Source organism: Pseudomonas sp. SWRI81 (assembly GCF_014268545.1).
Classification (GTDB): Bacteria; Pseudomonadota; Gammaproteobacteria; order Pseudomonadales; family Pseudomonadaceae; genus Aquipseudomonas; species Aquipseudomonas hamedanensis.
The window spans coordinates 162100-177649 of record NZ_JABWQS010000007.1 but is presented as its reverse complement, the minus strand read 5'-3'; the positions used below and the strand labels follow the sequence as shown (position 1 = coordinate 177649).

Here is a 15550-nt window from a genome sequence, read left to right as displayed (position 1 = left end):
ATCGCGAAGACACCGATTACTACAGCCATGCCGGCGCGTTGTTTCGGTTGATGAGCGACGAGCAGAAGGCCTTGTTGGTCAGCAACATCGCCGGTGCGATGGCGGGCGTTTCAAGCGACGTTGTCGACCGTCAGTTGCAGCATTTCTACAAAGCCGACCCGGCGTATGGAGAAGCAATCGCAACGTTGCTCAACGTACAGCTTAACGAAGTCTAAACGAGAAGCAGAACCGCCCTCATTTGGGCGGTTTTTGCGTTATTTAGCCCTGTTTTCTCAGAAAATCTTCGCTTTTATTGCGCCAGGCGAGTGACCTTCCGGTCAGCTTGGTTCAAACTACAGACTTTCAAGTAGGGAGATGTAGGGCGATGCAAGGCCACCCAGACGTAATCGATTACCTCAACACGTTGCTGACCGGCGAACTGGCCGCGCGTGATCAATATTTCGTTCATTCGCGGATGTATGAGGACTGGGGGTTCACCAAGCTCTACGAGCGAATCAACCACGAAATGGAAGAAGAAGCCGGTCACGCGGATGCGTTGATGCGCCGGATTCTGATGCTCGAAGGCACACCGCGCATGCGTCCGGATGATCTGGATGTCGGCACTACTGTGCCAGAGATGCTCGAAGCCGACCTGCGCCTCGAATACAAAGTCCGCGCGGCGCTGTGCAAAGGCATCGAACTCTGCGAGCAGCACCAAGACTACGTCAGCCGCGAGATCCTGCGGGTTCAGCTCAACGATACCGAAGAAGACCATACCTACTGGCTGGAAAAGCAGTTGGGTCTGATCAAGTTGATCGGTCTTGAGAACTACCTGCAATCCCACGCGTCCTGATTGCAACGGCTACAAAAAAGCCCCTGTCACGGTTGAAGTGACAGGGGCTTTTTCATACCCGGCGTTTAAGCGCGATCGCGGATCAGCAGTGGCTTGAGGTAGTGGCCAGTGTGAGATTGCTTCATCTCGGCCACTTCCTCCGGCGTACCGGTAGCGATGATCTGACCGCCCTTGGAACCGCCTTCAGGACCGAGGTCCACCAGCCAGTCAGCGGTCTTGATCACGTCGAGGTTATGTTCGATCACCACCACGGTGTTGCCGTGGTCGCGCAGGCGATGCAGGACGTCGAGCAATTGCTGGATGTCCGCGAAGTGCAGGCCGGTGGTCGGCTCGTCGAGGATGTACAGGGTCTTGCCGGTGTCACGCTTGGACAGCTCGCGCGACAGTTTGACCCGCTGTGCCTCACCACCGGACAAGGTTGTCGCCGACTGCCCGAGCTTGATGTACGACAGGCCGACATCCATCAACGTTTGCAGCTTGCGCGCCAGCGCCGGCACCGCGTCGAAGAACTCCCGGGCCTCCTCGATGGTCATTTCGAGGGTTTCGTGGATGCTCTTGCCCTTGTATTTGATCTCAAGGGTCTCGCGGTTGTAGCGCTTGCTCTTGCACACATCGCAAGGCACGTAGATGTCCGGCAGAAAGTGCATTTCTACCTTGATCAAGCCGTCGCCCTGGCACGCCTCACAGCGCCCGCCCTTGACGTTGAATGAGAAGCGCCCTGGGCCGTAGCCACGGGAGCGCGATTCGGGAACGCCAGCGAACAGTTCGCGGATGGGTGTGAACAGTCCGGTATAAGTCGCCGGGTTGGAGCGTGGAGTGCGACCGATCGGGCTCTGGTCGATATCGACGACCTTGTCCAGATGTTCCAGGCCCTTGATGCTGTCATGAGCCGCAGCTTCCAGCGTGGTCGCGCCATTGAGTGCCGTGGCACTGAGCGGGAACAGCGTATTGTTGATCAGCGTCGATTTGCCCGAGCCGGATACGCCGGTGACGCAAGTCAGCAGACCAATCGGGATTTCCAGGTCGACGTTGCGCAGGTTGTTGCCGCGTGCGCCCTTGAGCGACAGCGTCAGCTTCTTGTTGCGCGGCGTGCGCTTGGCGGGCACTTCGATCTTGACCCGGCCCGACAGATATTTACCAGTCAGGGAGTCCGGGTGGGCCATGACTTCGGCCGGTGTGCCTTCGGCGACAATCTGGCCGCCGTGCACACCGGCGCCCGGGCCGATATCCACGACATAGTCGGCCAGACGGATCGCGTCTTCGTCATGCTCGACCACGATCACGGTGTTGCCGATGTCACGCAGATGCTTGAGCGTGCCCAGCAAACGGTCGTTGTCCCGTTGGTGCAAACCAATCGACGGTTCGTCGAGGATGTACAAGACCCCGACGAGGCCGGCACCGATCTGGCTGGCCAGACGAATCCGCTGCGCCTCGCCACCAGACAGCGTGTCGGCGCTGCGATCCAGCGACAGGTAATCCAGGCCCACGTTGACGAGGAACTGCAAGCGCTCGCGGATCTCCTTGAGAATCTTGTCGGCAATCTCGCCGCGCCGCCCGGTCATCTTCAGCGCGCCGAAGTATTCGCAGGCATCGCCGATGGGCAGATTGGTCACCGCCGGCAGGGTTTTCTCGCCCACCCACACGTGCCGCGCTTCGCGACGCAGACGGGTGCCGCGGCAATCCGGGCAGGCCTGATGGCTGAGGAACTTGGCCAGCTCTTCGCGCACGCTCGCCGATTCGGTTTCGCGGTAGCGGCGTTCCAGATTCGGCACGATGCCTTCGAACGGGTGCGAGCGCTTGACGATATCGCCACGGTCGTTCAGGTATTTGAAGTTGACGTTCTGCGAACCGCTGCCGTGCAGGATGAATTTCTGCTGGTCGGCCGGCAGTTCGTTGAAGGGCTTTTCCAGGCTGAAACCGTAGTGCGAAGCCAGCGAGCCGAGCATCTGGAAGTAATAGACGTTACGCCTGTCCCAGCCGCGAATCGCGCCCTCGGCGAGGGTCAGGTCGCCGTTGACCAGTCGCTTGATATCAAAGAACTGTTTAACGCCCAGGCCATCGCAGGTCGGGCAGGCACCGGCCGGGTTGTTGAAGGAAAACAGCTTGGGTTCCAGCTCGCTGATCGCATGGCCACAGATCGGGCAGGCGAAGCGCGCGGAGAAGATCATTTCCTCGCCCGGCTCGTCGTCCATCGGCGCGACCAGGGCAATGCCGTCGGCCAGCTTCAGCGCGGTTTCGAATGACTCCGCGAGGCGCTGCTGCAGATCGGCGCGGACCTTGAAGCGGTCGACGATCACATCGATCGAATGCTTCTTCTGTTTATCCAGCTTCGGCAACTCGTCGAGCTCGCAGATCCGCCCATTGACCCGGGCGCGAACGAAGCCTTGCGCACGCAGCTCTTCGAAGACCGAGAGGTGTTCGCCCTTGCGCTCACGGATGACCGGGGCCAGCAGCATCAGCTTGCTGCCTTCGGGCTGGGCCAGTACCAGATCGACCATTTGGCTGACGGTCTGCGCTTCCAGCGGGATATCGTGATCCGGGCAGCGTGGCGTACCGACGCGTGCATAGAGCAGGCGCAGGTAGTCGTAGATTTCGGTGATGGTGCCGACTGTGGACCGCGGGTTATGCGAGGTCGACTTCTGTTCGATGGAGATCGCCGGCGACAGGCCTTCGATGGTGTCGACGTCGGGTTTTTCCATCATCGACAGGAACTGGCGGGCGTAGGCCGACAGCGATTCGACATAGCGACGCTGACCTTCGGCATACAGCGTGTCGAACGCCAGGGACGACTTGCCGGATCCGGACAGGCCGGTGATGACGATCAGTTTGTCCCGTGGCAGGGTCAGGTCGATGTTCTTCAGGTTGTGGGTACGGGCCCCACGTATCAGGATCTTGTCCAAAGTGGCCTCGCTTGGCGGGCGTCGAAAACGTAGGAGTATACGGCCAAATACTGGATGGATGCACACTATCAAACAGCGGGTTTTTTGCACTGGATGAAGAGAGTTTCATCTATACGCGTCATAGCGTCGCGATCTACCCCGTCTTTCGATGGGACTGGTAGAATCGCCGCCGGTTCACACGAGGTTTTTCCATGCACGATCCCCACAGCGAACGCATGAGTGGCAGCGAGACCCGCGCGGCGAGCGGCCTGGCTCTGGTGTTCGCGTTCCGTATGCTTGGCATGTTCATGGTGTTGCCGGTACTGGCGACCTATGGCATGGACCTGGCGGGAGCGACCCCGGCCCTGATCGGGTTGGCGATTGGCGCTTACGGCCTGACCCAGGCGATTTTCCAGATTCCGTTCGGGGTGATTTCCGATCGCATCGGCCGTCGGCCGGTGATTTACCTGGGGCTGATCGTGTTCGCCCTGGGCAGTGTGCTCGCGTCTCAAGCCGATTCGATCTGGGGCGTGATCGCCGGTCGGATCCTGCAAGGTGCCGGAGCGATTTCTGCGGCGGTCATGGCGCTGCTCTCGGACCTGACCCGCGAGCAGCATCGCACCAAAGCCATGGCCATGATCGGCATGACCATTGGCCTTTCGTTCGCCGTGGCCATGGTGGTCGGACCCTTGTTGACGAGCGCGTTCGGGCTGTCCGGATTGTTCCTCGCCACCGGTGGGATGGCGCTGGTTGGCATCCTGATCATCATGTTCATGGTGCCGCGCTCCACCGGGCCATTGCAGCATCGTGAGTCCGGCGTGGCGCGACAGGCACTGATGCCGACGCTCAAGCACCCCGACCTGCTGCGGCTCGATCTGGGGATCTTTGTGTTACATGCGATGTTGATGTCGAGCTTCGTCGCCTTGCCCCTGGCGCTGGTGGAAAAAGCCGGTTTGCCCAAGGAGCAGCACTGGTGGGTCTATCTCACCGCACTGCTGATTTCTTTCTTCGCGATGATCCCGTTCATCATCTATGGCGAGAAGAAACGCAAAATGAAACGAGTTTTGCTCGGCGCCGTCATGACGCTGATGCTGACTGAGCTATTCTTCTGGCAGTTCGGCGACAGCTTGCGGGCTCTGGTGATCGGTACGGTGGTGTTCTTCACTGCGTTCAATCTGCTGGAAGCTTCATTGCCATCGCTGATCAGCAAGGTTTCACCGGCAGGTGGCAAGGGCACGGCCATGGGCGTGTATTCCACCAGCCAGTTCCTCGGTTCGGCACTTGGCGGGATACTCGGCGGCTGGTTGTTCCAGCACGGCGGTCTGTCGGTTGTGTTCCTCGGATGCGCCGCGCTGGCTGCACTTTGGCTGGCCTTTGCTGTTACCATGCGCGAACCTCCCTACGTGACGAGCCTGCGCTTGCCGTTGTCGCCCGAAGCGATCCGCGAAGCGGGTCTGGTCGAGCGCCTCAAGGCCCTGGTAGGGGTAACAGATGCAGTGATAGTCGCTGACGAAGCGGCTGTTTACATCAAACTGGACAAAGAATTAGTGGATCGCACCACCCTCGAACGCCTGGTGAACAACCCGGCCGGAGCTGCGTGCGACGCTTAGGAGAACGTTATGGCCCGTGGGGTTAACAAAGTCATATTGGTCGGCACTTGCGGCCAGGATCCCGAAGTTCGCTACCTGCCGAACGGTAACGCCGTGACCAACCTGAGTCTGGCCACCAGCGAACAATGGACCGACAAGCAAACCGGTCAGAAGGTCGAGAAGACCGAGTGGCATCGTGTGTCGATGTTCGGCAAGGTCGCCGAGATCGCCGGCGAATACCTGCGCAAGGGTTCGCAGGTTTACATCGAAGGCAAGCTGCAGACCCGCGAGTGGGAAAAAGACGGTATCAAGCGTTACACCACCGAAATCGTGGTCGACATGCAAGGCACCATGCAACTGCTCGGCGGTCGTCCACAACAGGGCGAGCAGCAAGGCGGCGGCAATAACTACCAGCAGCAGGCGCCACGTCAGCAGGCACCACGCCCGCAACAGTCGGCTCCACAGCAGCGTTCGGCGCCGGCCCCTCAGCAGGCTGCGGCGCAACCGGCTCCGGATTTCGACAGCTTTGATGACGATATTCCGTTCTGATCCGCAGCTTTCAGAACCGTAGACATAAGAAGCGAAGCCATTCATTTGGCTTCGCTTTTTTATTGGCTTGCAGATACGTCCGCGTGTACGGCAGGTGACTGCACTCTGGAAATGTGATGTCGAGGACGAAGTCTTCGGCCAGCTCGGTTGCCATGCCTTCGCTTCAGCAGAACTTCCCCGATTCCTTGAACTGTTCGGTCGCCTCGATCAACGCACTGACAATCCCCGGCTCCGATGGCGAATGTCCGGCGTCGTTGATGATCTTCAGCACCGAGTCTGGCCAGGCCTTGTGCAAACGAAAAGCTGAATTGGGCGTGGCGATCATGTCGTGCCCACCCTGGATAATTTTGCACGGGAGATGTTTGATTGCCTCAAGGTTGTTTATCAGTTGGTCTTCCTCAAGAAACAGACGGTTTTTGAAGTACCAGACATCAAGACGTCCCAGACCGGTACTGGTTTGTTCATCGGCGGCCTGGTCTTCGACGCCGTCGGGATCGTGGCGCAACAATGAGCAACTGGCCGAGTAGCGGACCCAGCCGCGAATGGCTTCGCCGCTCAATTTCTCGTCGTCGCCTGTCATCCGCTCGAGATAGGCCTGTAGCAAATCTTGCCGCTCTTCCTCGGGGATGAAGTTCACGAAATCCTCATGGGCACGCGGAAAAAACCGACGCATGCCGTGGATGAACCAGTCGATCTCGTCTTCGGTGCCAAGGAACACGCCGCGCAAGATGAAACCCAGGCAGCGCTGCGGATGGGCTTCGCCGTAGGCCAGCGCGAGGGTGGTGCCCCATGAGCCGCCGGTTATCAGCCAGTTTTCGATGTTCAGATGTTCGCGCAGTTTTTCCAGATCGTCGACCAGCGCCTGCGTCGTGTTGTTTCGCAGCTCGCCCAGGGGCGTCGAACGAAGGGCGCCGCGTTGATCGAACAGCACGATGCGGTAGTGATCCGGATCCCAGAACTGACGCTTGCCCGGCGGAGCCCCTTCGCCGGGGCCACCGTGCAAGTACACGACGGGAACACCGTCAGGGTTGCCGCTTTCTTCCCAATAGAGGGTATGGATTTCATCGACTTCCAGCGTACCGCTGCGTCGCGGTTCTTCGATTGCAGGGAACAGGCTGTAGGTGACTTCACGAGGGGCTTGCATGTTTCATCCTCACGAATCGCAACGGCGGGGTGCCTGAGCGTTTGCGGATTGATGGAGGGTCGCTCGATGTGGCCTCGTGAGGTCGCGAGCGGCCCTGGATAAAGAACATGTTCGTGCTCATCGCCCGCGCAGGCTGCGCGGCGAGGCCAGGACATGCTCCAGCTGCGGTTCTGCCAGTGCCATGTGCATGGCCAGCTCCTGCGCCTGCTCCCATTGCAGATCGGGACGTAGCCACACCCGTGCGTCCTCGGCAGTAAATGCCAGCAGGCGTTGCTGCTTGGTGGCGCTGTCATCATGGGTGACCAGGGTGAGTCCGTCACAACCATTGAATTGTTCACTGGCCTGCGCCAGCGCCGCGAGAAAAATCGGTGCGCTCTGGCGCGAGGTGGTGTAGCTGAGGCGGTGGTTGTTTTTCGATTGCTCGGATTCGCAGGCTTCATACCAGCCGTCGACAGCGATGAGCATGCGCCCGTCGCGCTTGACCCGGTCGAACACCTTCGAACGCATCACCAGATGCAGAGGCAGGTGAGTCATCGGCGGCATTGTTCCCATCGACCAGAAAGGCTTCCACCCCCAGCGAACCTTGATGCATTCCAGAACCCCGTTGCGGCTGCGTATGGCATCGACCTGCATGTTCGGCTTGATCACGTGTTGGCTGTCCTGCGGTTCGCAGGTTCGGTGCAGGCTGCTGTCCGCCACGGCAATTGCACCCCCGCTACTCTGATTCCGCGTAGCGGCAAGCAGCGCTTCGAACCCCTCGGCGACATCATGTTGAACAATGTACTCACACATGGCGAAAACTCCTGGCAGTGGCACTTCAAAAAGATCCGCCGCGTCGCGTCTTATCAGTTTTTACGGATTGAATGCGGCGGGTCATGTAAATGCGAGCCATGGCGTTGCGACGTGGTTCGAAACTGCTTCGCCTGAGCAGACGAGCGGAAAAAAAGCTGCATTTCATCGACTTACGTTACCGCTCATCGGACGTTGCCGTTTGCGAACGGAGGTGATCGCGCGATCTGTCTGTCGTCAGTCAAGCGGGGTCAAAAAACATTCAGGAGGGCAGGCCATGTCAGTTAATCCAGACGAATACCGCAAGGTTTTTGATCGCCCCGAATCAGCCTCTGCCAAGGCCGATCATGTCGACGTCGATTGCCTGGTTGTCGGTGCCGGCCCAGCAGGGCTGACCACGGCGGTTTATCTGAGCCGCTTCCACCGGCGAGTCGTGGTTGCCGACGGCGGGCAAAGTCGTGCGAGCCTGATTCCGCTTTCGCACAATTACCCCGGCTTCCCGCCAGGTATATCGGGTCACGACCTGCTCCGCCGATTGCGCGAGCAGGCGGTGTCTTACGGTGCGACGATTGAAGCCGGGCGCGTAGAAAGTCTGCTCAAGAACCGCACCGGTTTCGTTGCGCAACTCAACGGCCGAACGCTGAGCGCGCGCCGCGTGGTGCTGGCAACGGGAATCGTCGATACCCTGCCGCAAATGGATCGCCCTTACGACGGCATCGCACAGTCGGTCATTCGGCTATGCGCCATATGCGACGGCTACGAAATCAACGGTGACAACGTCGCGGTGTACGGCGAAGCACACTGCGCGATTAGTCACGGACTGTTTTTGCGCAACTTCACTGACCGCGTAACGGTGCTGATCGAGGGTGATAACCCAGCGTGTGAGGAGGCAGTCGCGGCAGCGCGGCACGCCGGGATACGCCTGATCGATGACCGGGTCGCGAACATCGAAGTGAGCGATGGCAAAGTCCTCGTGACGGTGGGCAAGGGCGAAGCCTTTTGCTTCGATATCGTCTATCCGTCGCTCGGCTCGCAATACCGCTCGGAGCTGGCGGTGCAACTGGGTGCGCGGGTCGACGAGGAGGGCGCTGTGCGCGTTGACAGCCACCAACGCACATCGATCGACGGGCTTTACGCGGTCGGGGATGTCGTCGACTCGCTCAAGCAAATCAGCGTCGCTACAGGCCAGGCGGCAGTTTGCGCGACGGCGGTGCATAACAGCCTGCAAGTGCGTTTGTGGGATCGTGCACAGGATGAACGAACCGCTCAGGGTACCGCTTGAGTGTGGGCGCTGGCTTGCCAGCGATGGCGGCGGATCAATCACCAATGAGGCGACTGAGGTCCGTCATCGCCGCCAGGCCGACACAGGGATATAAGTGCTTCAGTCGAGTATCAGGTGCGGTAAGAACCGGCTCGAATCCTTGGTGATCAGACTGTTGTCCTCGCGAACGCCAATCCCCGCCGCCTGATCGCCAATCACCCAGGAGCCGATCAGCGTGTAGCTGTCGCCAAACTTCGGCAACGGCGCGAACTCTTGCAGGACGAACGGCGCATCGGTGTAAGGCCCGTCCTCTTTTACGATCAGACCGTCCGCTGTTTGCAGTTCGATGTTCGCGCCTTCCCGGGAAAAGTACGGCTTGCGTACCCAGCCCCTTGGCACGGCGCCGCCCGGATTCGGATCGAGGTGCGCGGCGAGCAGGTTCGGATGGCCCTTGTGCAGTTCCCACAGCAGCGGCAACGCGCCTTTGTTCGACAGGATCGCCTTCCACGCCGGCTCGAAAAACTGCGTATCGCACTCGGCAATCGCCGCGCCAAACGGTTCGTGGAAGATGAACTCCCAGGCGTGCAGCTTGAACAGGTGCGGGATCCAGCGATCCTGCAGATCGACAAAACGACCTTCAGTCGTCAGGCCGATGTCCTCGATATCGATGTGCCGCGATTCGATGCCGACCTTTTCTGCGATCAGCCGCAGGTAGTCGGTGGTGCCTTTGTCCTCGACCGAGTCTTTCATCGATGCGAAGTAGAACGGCCGCTTCAATTGCAACTCGGCAAAGGCCTGATGCAGCCGGGTGTCGATGCTGTTGAACTGGTCGGCATGGCGCGGCAGGGTACCGCGTTCGATGCATTGTTCCAGCCAGCCCCACTGGAACGCCGCCGCTTCGTAGAGGCTGGTCGGCGTGTCGTAGTTGAGCTCCAGCAGTTTCGCCGGGCCGCTGCCGTTGTAGGAAAAGTCCATGCGACCGTACAGATGCGGATGACCTTCACGCCAGGACGTGCGGATCATCTCGTAGTACGCCGCCGGGATGCTCAGGCGATCCAGCAACTCTTCGCTGTTCACTACGCGCTCGACCAGGTCCATGCACATCTCATGCAGTTCGGTGGTCGGGTCTTCGAGATCGTTTTCGATCTGCGCGAGGCTGAACTGGTAGTAGGCGCTTTCGTCCCAATAGGGTTCGTCGTCGATGGTGTGGAACATGAAACCGAGGCTTTCGGCGGTGTGTTTCCAGTCGGGGCGCTCGGCGCAATGGATCTTTTTCATGTCAGCTGCTCGAGCGCCCGGAGCTGCTGCCCCAGCCACCCCAACCGCTGCGCGCGCTGGACTGACTGCCGAAGCCGCCGCGCGAAGTCGACGAAGCCACGTTCACCGGTTTGCTTTTGCTGCTCTCGTAATCCGCCTGACTGCGCGTCGTCGTTTCAGCTCTGCGATATTGCGTCGAAGTGTTGTACGGCTGGCGCGTTTCACGGTCGCGGTAAACGGTGCGGTTGGCGTTGTTGCTCATTGCGTTGCCGATCAGCCAACCGGTGAGCCAGCCGTTGCCGCCGCCAGTGGCAACCTGCGACGTGTTCGCACCCTGCACTGATGCGGCGTCACCCGCCGGCATCTGCGCATCGGCGATGGCGTCGAGATTCTGCGGCGCGTCACCGCTCTGCGGCACTTTGAAACCGCCGAGTTTCGGTACGAAGCGGCCATCGGAGTTTTTCTGACACCAGTCGGCGGCAAAATCTGCGTCGCACTTGGCTTTGTCGTCGTACGCCGGGGCGATGCGCCGGTGTTCGGTCAGAGCGGCGACGTAGGCGTTGGAGCAGACATCGGCGGCCAGTTCGGCATCGACGCATTGTTCGACGCTCTGGAAACTGCGCGGCTGATCCACCGCCGCGGCTTCACCGGAAATGGCCATCGCCACCGACGCGGCGAGGGACAATTGCACGTATTTGCTGCGTTTCATCGAAGGCGTCCTGCCGATCAGTTGGAGGGGGTCATGCACGCGGCATTGAGCATGCCGACGCTGATCGCCACGGCGGCCACGTAAATGCCGGCGGCGACTTCGCCATTGGCGATGCGCTGGGACGTGCCCTTGAGCACCAGCCCCGTAGCGACGAACGCCAGCAATTGCACGACCGCCGCTATGACTGCCCAGAGTACAAAGTCGAGCACGTTGACCGAGTAGGCAATCACGTTGCTCGCCGGAATGGCAAAACCGATGATCGCCCCGGACAGTGCGATAGCGGCTGCGGTATTGCCAGCGCGGATCAGCTCGAATTCCTTGTGCGCGGTGATGCGCGTATAGACGAATTGAAACAGCATGAACAGCAAAACGGCGCCGATCAGGTAGACGACAAAACCGACCAGTGCGGTTTTGTTCAGGGAAACGGCCAGCACTTCCAGCATGAAAAACTTCCTTTTTTAAATGGCGCTCAAATCAGTCGTGTACAGCGAGATGCCCAATGAGGTGCTTAGGCTGACAGTGCCTTCTTCGTCCTGTTCGACGGAAAACAGCAGCAGTTCGCGGCGATCGGTCAGGCCGGTGTCGCGGGCATAGAGTATCGAGTGGTGTTTGATGGTGTAGGACTCGTCCGGGTTGGCCACGTGTTCGGTCATCGGCACCAGTTCGGTCTGGCCCTGTTCGGTGCCCCACTCGCGAGTGTATTCGACACCGTCGTGGGTATAGCCCGGCAGACCGATCAGGCTGTTCGGGCCGGCCAGACGCTGGAGTTCGGCGTCACTGTTGACCGTCACGTAGCTGAGGTAATTGAAGAGGGTGACCGACTCGATCTGGTCTTCACCAGTGACGTGGATCTGCACCCAGAAATCCTCGTCGTTCATGTAATAGCGGTGCAGTTTGTTGGACTGGCCAAGATCGACCCAACCGGCGCTCCACACCGCTTGATCGAACGGCACCCGCACCGAAGTCGAGCCTTCCAGCAGCAGCGCCAGGGTTGTGTCGAACCGTACGCCTTTGCCTTGCGCCATGCCCAGCGGGCCACTGGCAGTGGTGGTCGTTGGCGCAGCGGTCTGCCAGGTGCTGGTGCCCAGCAAGTCTTTAAACCATCCCATGGGTACGTTCCTTGAAGCGGGTGGAGGTGTTCGGGGGCGAAAAAGTGGCGCTAGTGTAACGGTCGCAGGTGCGTTCGAGCAGAAGGAATTGCGCGGTGCAAACAATGTAGGAGTGAGCCTGCTCGCGATGGCGGCGGGTCAGTCAACACCGAAGTTGATTGTTCCGGCCTCATCGCGAGCAGGCTCACTCCTACAGGGGGTTGCGTAACGGATTACTGCGTGGACTTCTGCTTCAGCCGCTCAAGAATCGCATTGGCGCTGCCTTCGTTCGGCGTGATGCCGGCGTCGCGCAGTTTGCGTTCCAGGTCGTTGCCGGTGGAGGCGTCGGCCAGTTCGTCCGCCGCGCTGAGTTCGGCCGCGCGTTGCTGCTGTTTGGCTTGCAGACGGTTCAGGGTGCCGACGGCGGTTTCCAGTTTGCCGTTGGCGCCGCCGCTGGCAATCGAAGCGCTGACCTGTGCCTTCTGTACGCTGTCGCGGGCCTTGGCCATGTCCACTTGCTGGCGCAGGCTTTTGATTCGCGACTCGGCCTTGCTGATGTCTTTGCGCATGTTCTCGGCGTAGGCGCCGAACTCATCGCTGAGCTTCTTCTCGGCATCCAGGTCGTTGGTCAGGGTCGAAATCGCTTCGGCCACTTCCAGGGCCAGGTCTTCGCGGCCGGCGTTCAGCGCGGCAACGGCCTTGGCTTCGAGGTCCTTGATCTTGGCGTCGTATTCGCTGACGCGGTCGGCGGCCAGTTTGTGCTTGGCCATGATAGTGACCAGTTCGCGACGAGCGTTGGATAGCGCGCTGTCGGCGTCGCGGATTTCCTGATCGAGGATGCGCAGGGCCTGCTGGTCGGCGATGGCTTCGCCGACTTCATTGGCGCCGCCGCGCAACGCGGTGAACAACTTGCTCCAGATGGACTGAGTCATTGGATATTCCCTGTTGATTACTTGAAGAAGTGTTCGAAGGCTTCGCTGGCGCGCTGCACATTGTCGACCAGGGTTTTCACCTCGGTGACGATGTTGGTCAGGCTCGAATCGGCGCTGAGGGCGCCGAACATGTTGTAAACGGTCTGGCCGTTGGGCATCGACTCGATACCGATCGACGACAGCGGGAACATCTCGCGGCTGCGCAATACGGCATCGTTGAAGGCGTGCACATCGCTGATCGAATCGATGTCCACCAGCACGGTGTCGACGATGATCTGCTGGCCGGCGAGGGCGATGTGAATCGGCAGGCCGCCGAATTCATTCATCTCCAGCTTGATGCTCGGCTCGGAGCTCTGGATCAGGGACAGCGAAATCTCTTGGGAAACCACCTCGTCCAGGGCCTTGAGGGCATTGAAGAGGCTGTCGATGGTCCAGTTGTTGCCTGCGCTCATGTAATTCTCCGACATGAAAGAGCCAGCCAGAATCGGTTGGCGTAGCTGTTGCTCCATTTGCTTGAGCAAGCTTCGGTTTTCCGGAAGCACCCAAGTTTCGTGTTTGACATAACCGGCGGCGGCCAGCCCTGCACGCATCTGCTTCATGTAGAAGCTCGACGGTTTTTTCGCGGACGCCTTGGCTCGCTCGCCCTTGGGGCTTGCGGCGGCAGTCGTCGTAGAGCGGCTTTTCATGGCTATGACCCGGTTATGAACATCTCACGCGTGGGCCACACTACAACCAATGCAAAGTGCCATCAATGACTCACGCGTGAGATTTTCATGACAGACGCAAAAAGGCCCGAAACGCGGCGGGCCAGTGGGTTTTGCAGTTGTTGCTAGGCGTTGCTGCGCAGGAACTCGTCGGTCGACACCACACTGGCGTAGGCGAAACCCAGTGCCGACATAAATGCTGCGTGCACCTGCGCGGCCGGCACGGTCAGGCCATTGAATTGCAGATCCCGACTGGCGCAGGCATCGTGAATCACCGTGACGCCATAACCCATGTCTGCCGCCGCGCGGGTGATGCCGTCGATGCACATATGGCTCATGCTGCCGATCACCACCAGATCCGTGATGCCTTGTTCGTCGAGAACCGATTTCAGTTCGGTTTCACGGAACGAGTTGACGAAGTGCTTGAGCACCACAGGCTCGCCAGCCTGATTGAGCACTTTGGGATGCAGTTTGGCGCCCTCGGAGCCTGGGGTGAAAAACGGCGCATCTTCGGAGGTGAATTCGTGGCGAATGTGCACCACCGAATCCCCCGCTTCGCGAAAGGCCGCGATCAGCCGCGCGGCGTTATCGGCAGCAGCGTCGGCGCCGACCAGCGGCCACTTGCCTTGGGGGAAGTAGTCGTTCTGGATATCGACTACGATGAGCGCTTGCTTGGCCATGGGAGTGTCCTCGGGGTTGTGATTGGGTGTGGCTTCAGTATTGGCGCTGGCCGACGATTCGAGGATTGGCCGCACCGACAATAGACAGGGGAAAACTGACAATGCCTGCAGAAAAAGCCGCCACGGCTGAATTGGGCGTGCTGATTTATCCCGGCGCGCAACTGGCGGCGGTGCACGGGTTGACCGATCTGTTCGCCGTGGCCAACCGCATCGCCGGCGAATATGCGGCGGTGCAATTGCCCGTGCTGCGGGTCAGTCACTGGCAGGTTGAAGGCGAGCAAGTGCCGACGCCGGTGTATGACAGCCACCCGGGCAGCCAGAACGCTTTGCTGGCCGTACTGATTCCACCGTCGCTCGGCGGTTTCAGCGCGGCGCAGATGCCCGCCAGTCTGAAGCAATGGCTGCGCGAGCAGCATGCCCGCGGCGCGACGCTGGGCGGTGTGTGCGTGGGTTCGATGATGCTTGCCGAAAGCGGCTTGCTCGATGGCCGTAGCGCCACCACCCACTGGACCTCGGCCGAGGCGTTTGCCGAGCGTTACCCGCTGATTAAACTCAAGGCGGATACGCCGATTGTCGACGACGGCGACCTGATCACCACGGCCGGTCTGATGGCTTGGTCCGAGTTGGGATTGCGTCTGGTCGATCGCTTGCTCGGCCCGAGCATCGCCACCGCGACCGCGCGTTTTCTGGTGATGGAACACAGCGACAGCGCCAGCGAATGTGGCAGCAATTTTGCGCCGATCCTCAGCCACGGCGACGCGGCGATTCTCAAGGTCCAGCACTGGCTGCAAAGCACCGGCGCGACGGAGGTCTCGCTGACGGCAATGGCTGAGCGAGCGGGGCTGGAAGAGCGTACTTTTCTAAGGCGTTTTCGCGCCGCGACCGGTTTGAAACCGACCGAGTACTGCCAGCACCTGCGGGTGGGCAAGGCGCGGGAAATGCTTGAGTTCACCAACGGCACCATCGATCACATCGCCTGGACGGTGGGCTATCAGGACCCGGGCGCGTTTCGCACGATCTTCAAGAAAATTACCGGGCTGGCGCCGAGTGATTATCGCGCACGGTTCGGCCTGACACGGTAGCTCAAGCAACGATATTCCACTGTAGGAGTGAGCCTGCTCGCGATAGCGGTGTTTC

16 protein-coding genes are annotated in these 15550 nt (G+C 60.1%); 6 read left to right on the top strand and 10 right to left on the bottom strand.

The features are described from left to right. The coding region (locus HU765_RS07310; protein WP_272973676.1) for a catalase-related domain-containing protein at positions 1 to 215 on the top strand (215 nt) is incomplete at its 5' end. A gap of 149 nt (positions 216 to 364) precedes the next feature. Then, positions 365 to 832, top strand: a complete 468-nt coding sequence (gene bfr / locus HU765_RS07305; protein ID WP_042610653.1) for a bacterioferritin — start codon at positions 365 to 367, stop codon at positions 830 to 832. Positions 833 to 897: 65 nt separating this feature from the next. On the opposite strand, the gene uvrA is transcribed toward bfr, so the two are convergent. Next, positions 898 to 3732: an excinuclease ABC subunit UvrA gene (gene uvrA / locus HU765_RS07300; protein ID WP_186619553.1), complete on the bottom strand. Its 2835-nt coding sequence runs from the start codon at positions 3730 to 3732 to the stop codon at positions 898 to 900. Between the two features lie 191 nt (positions 3733 to 3923). Between uvrA and HU765_RS07295 the strand changes: the two genes are divergently transcribed. Both HU765_RS07295 and HU765_RS07290 read left to right on the top strand, forming a co-directional pair. Then, positions 3924 to 5321, top strand: coding sequence for an MFS transporter (locus HU765_RS07295; RefSeq protein ID WP_186546716.1), 1398 nt, complete (start codon positions 3924 to 3926; stop codon positions 5319 to 5321). Between the two features lie 9 nt (positions 5322 to 5330). Continuing rightward, a complete protein-coding gene (locus HU765_RS07290; protein WP_186619552.1) occupies positions 5331 to 5849 on the top strand; it encodes a single-stranded DNA-binding protein in 519 nt (172 codons plus the stop codon). Positions 5850 to 6012: 163 nt separating this feature from the next. Here the strand turns inward: HU765_RS07290 and pip are convergent, their stop codons facing one another. After that, a complete protein-coding gene (pip, locus tag HU765_RS07285; protein ID WP_186619551.1) occupies positions 6013 to 6993 on the bottom strand; it encodes a prolyl aminopeptidase in 981 nt (326 codons plus the stop codon). 117 nt (positions 6994 to 7110) lie between these two features. Further along, complete coding sequence (locus tag HU765_RS07280) at positions 7111 to 7785, bottom strand: SOS response-associated peptidase family protein (RefSeq protein ID WP_186619550.1); 675 nt, start codon at positions 7783 to 7785, stop codon at positions 7111 to 7113. A gap of 274 nt (positions 7786 to 8059) precedes the next feature. Between HU765_RS07280 and HU765_RS07275 the strand changes: the two genes are divergently transcribed. Next, a complete protein-coding gene (locus HU765_RS07275) occupies positions 8060 to 9064 on the top strand; it encodes an NAD(P)/FAD-dependent oxidoreductase (RefSeq protein WP_186619549.1) in 1005 nt (334 codons plus the stop codon). 99 nt (positions 9065 to 9163) lie between these two features. Here HU765_RS07275 and HU765_RS07270 read toward each other — a convergent pair whose 3' ends face one another. The 7 genes from HU765_RS07270 to HU765_RS07240 all read right to left on the bottom strand — a co-directional run bounded on the left by HU765_RS07270 (position 9164) and on the right by HU765_RS07240 (position 14413). Next, positions 9164 to 10321 (bottom strand): glutathionylspermidine synthase family protein, encoded by a 1158-nt coding sequence (locus HU765_RS07270; protein WP_186619548.1) that lies wholly within the window; start codon positions 10319 to 10321, stop codon positions 9164 to 9166. A 1-nt stretch (position 10322) separates the two neighbouring features. Then, entirely contained in the window at positions 10323 to 11009 is a 687-nt protein-coding gene (locus HU765_RS07265; protein ID WP_186546722.1) for a DUF1190 domain-containing protein, read from the bottom strand. Positions 11010 to 11026: 17 nt separating this feature from the next. Then, a complete protein-coding gene (locus HU765_RS07260) occupies positions 11027 to 11452 on the bottom strand; it encodes a DUF350 domain-containing protein (protein WP_186546723.1) in 426 nt (141 codons plus the stop codon). Positions 11453 to 11467: 15 nt separating this feature from the next. Continuing rightward, on the bottom strand, positions 11468 to 12118 hold the full coding sequence (locus HU765_RS07255; protein WP_186619547.1) for a DUF2491 family protein: 651 nt from the start codon (positions 12116 to 12118) through the stop codon (positions 11468 to 11470). A gap of 212 nt (positions 12119 to 12330) precedes the next feature. Continuing rightward, the gene (locus HU765_RS07250; protein ID WP_186619546.1) at positions 12331 to 13029 is read right to left on the bottom strand and encodes a PspA/IM30 family protein; all 699 of its coding nucleotides are present in this window, start codon (positions 13027 to 13029) and stop codon (positions 12331 to 12333) included. A 17-nt stretch (positions 13030 to 13046) separates the two neighbouring features. Further along, complete coding sequence (locus tag HU765_RS07245) at positions 13047 to 13715, bottom strand: YjfI family protein (RefSeq protein WP_186546726.1); 669 nt, start codon at positions 13713 to 13715, stop codon at positions 13047 to 13049. A 143-nt stretch (positions 13716 to 13858) separates the two neighbouring features. Further along, positions 13859 to 14413, bottom strand: a complete 555-nt coding sequence (locus HU765_RS07240; RefSeq protein ID WP_186619545.1) for a cysteine hydrolase family protein — start codon at positions 14411 to 14413, stop codon at positions 13859 to 13861. A gap of 101 nt (positions 14414 to 14514) precedes the next feature. Here HU765_RS07240 and HU765_RS07235 point away from each other — a divergent pair, with 101 nt between their 5' ends. Beyond that, positions 14515 to 15495, top strand: coding sequence for a GlxA family transcriptional regulator (locus HU765_RS07235; RefSeq protein WP_186619544.1), 981 nt, complete (start codon positions 14515 to 14517; stop codon positions 15493 to 15495). Positions 15496 to 15550 lie beyond the last annotated feature (55 nt).

Bases quoted from the DNA above. Each gene is read 5' to 3' on its own strand.
- HU765_RS07245 (WP_186546726.1), bottom strand. From the start codon at position 13,715: ATGAAAAGCCGCTCTACGACGACTGCCGCCGCAAGCCCCAAGGGCGAG.
- HU765_RS07240 (WP_186619545.1), bottom strand. From the start codon at position 14,413: ATGGCCAAGCAAGCGCTCATCGTAGTCGATATCCAGAACGACTACTTC.
- HU765_RS07295 (WP_186546716.1), top strand. From the start codon at position 3,924: ATGCACGATCCCCACAGCGAACGCATGAGTGGCAGCGAGACCCGCGCG.
- HU765_RS07265 (WP_186546722.1), bottom strand. From the start codon at position 11,009: ATGAAACGCAGCAAATACGTGCAATTGTCCCTCGCCGCGTCGGTGGCG.
- HU765_RS07280 (WP_186619550.1), bottom strand. From the start codon at position 7,785: ATGTGTGAGTACATTGTTCAACATGATGTCGCCGAGGGGTTCGAAGCG.
- HU765_RS07270 (WP_186619548.1), bottom strand. From the start codon at position 10,321: ATGAAAAAGATCCATTGCGCCGAGCGCCCCGACTGGAAACACACCGCC.
- HU765_RS07260 (WP_186546723.1), bottom strand. From the start codon at position 11,452: ATGCTGGAAGTGCTGGCCGTTTCCCTGAACAAAACCGCACTGGTCGGT.
- HU765_RS07275 (WP_186619549.1), top strand. From the start codon at position 8,060: ATGTCAGTTAATCCAGACGAATACCGCAAGGTTTTTGATCGCCCCGAA.
- HU765_RS07235 (WP_186619544.1), top strand. From the start codon at position 14,515: ATGCCTGCAGAAAAAGCCGCCACGGCTGAATTGGGCGTGCTGATTTAT.
- pip (WP_186619551.1), bottom strand. From the start codon at position 6,993: ATGCAAGCCCCTCGTGAAGTCACCTACAGCCTGTTCCCTGCAATCGAA.
- HU765_RS07250 (WP_186619546.1), bottom strand. From the start codon at position 13,029: ATGACTCAGTCCATCTGGAGCAAGTTGTTCACCGCGTTGCGCGGCGGC.
- HU765_RS07290 (WP_186619552.1), top strand. From the start codon at position 5,331: ATGGCCCGTGGGGTTAACAAAGTCATATTGGTCGGCACTTGCGGCCAG.
- bfr (WP_042610653.1), top strand. From the start codon at position 365: ATGCAAGGCCACCCAGACGTAATCGATTACCTCAACACGTTGCTGACC.
- HU765_RS07255 (WP_186619547.1), bottom strand. From the start codon at position 12,118: ATGGGATGGTTTAAAGACTTGCTGGGCACCAGCACCTGGCAGACCGCT.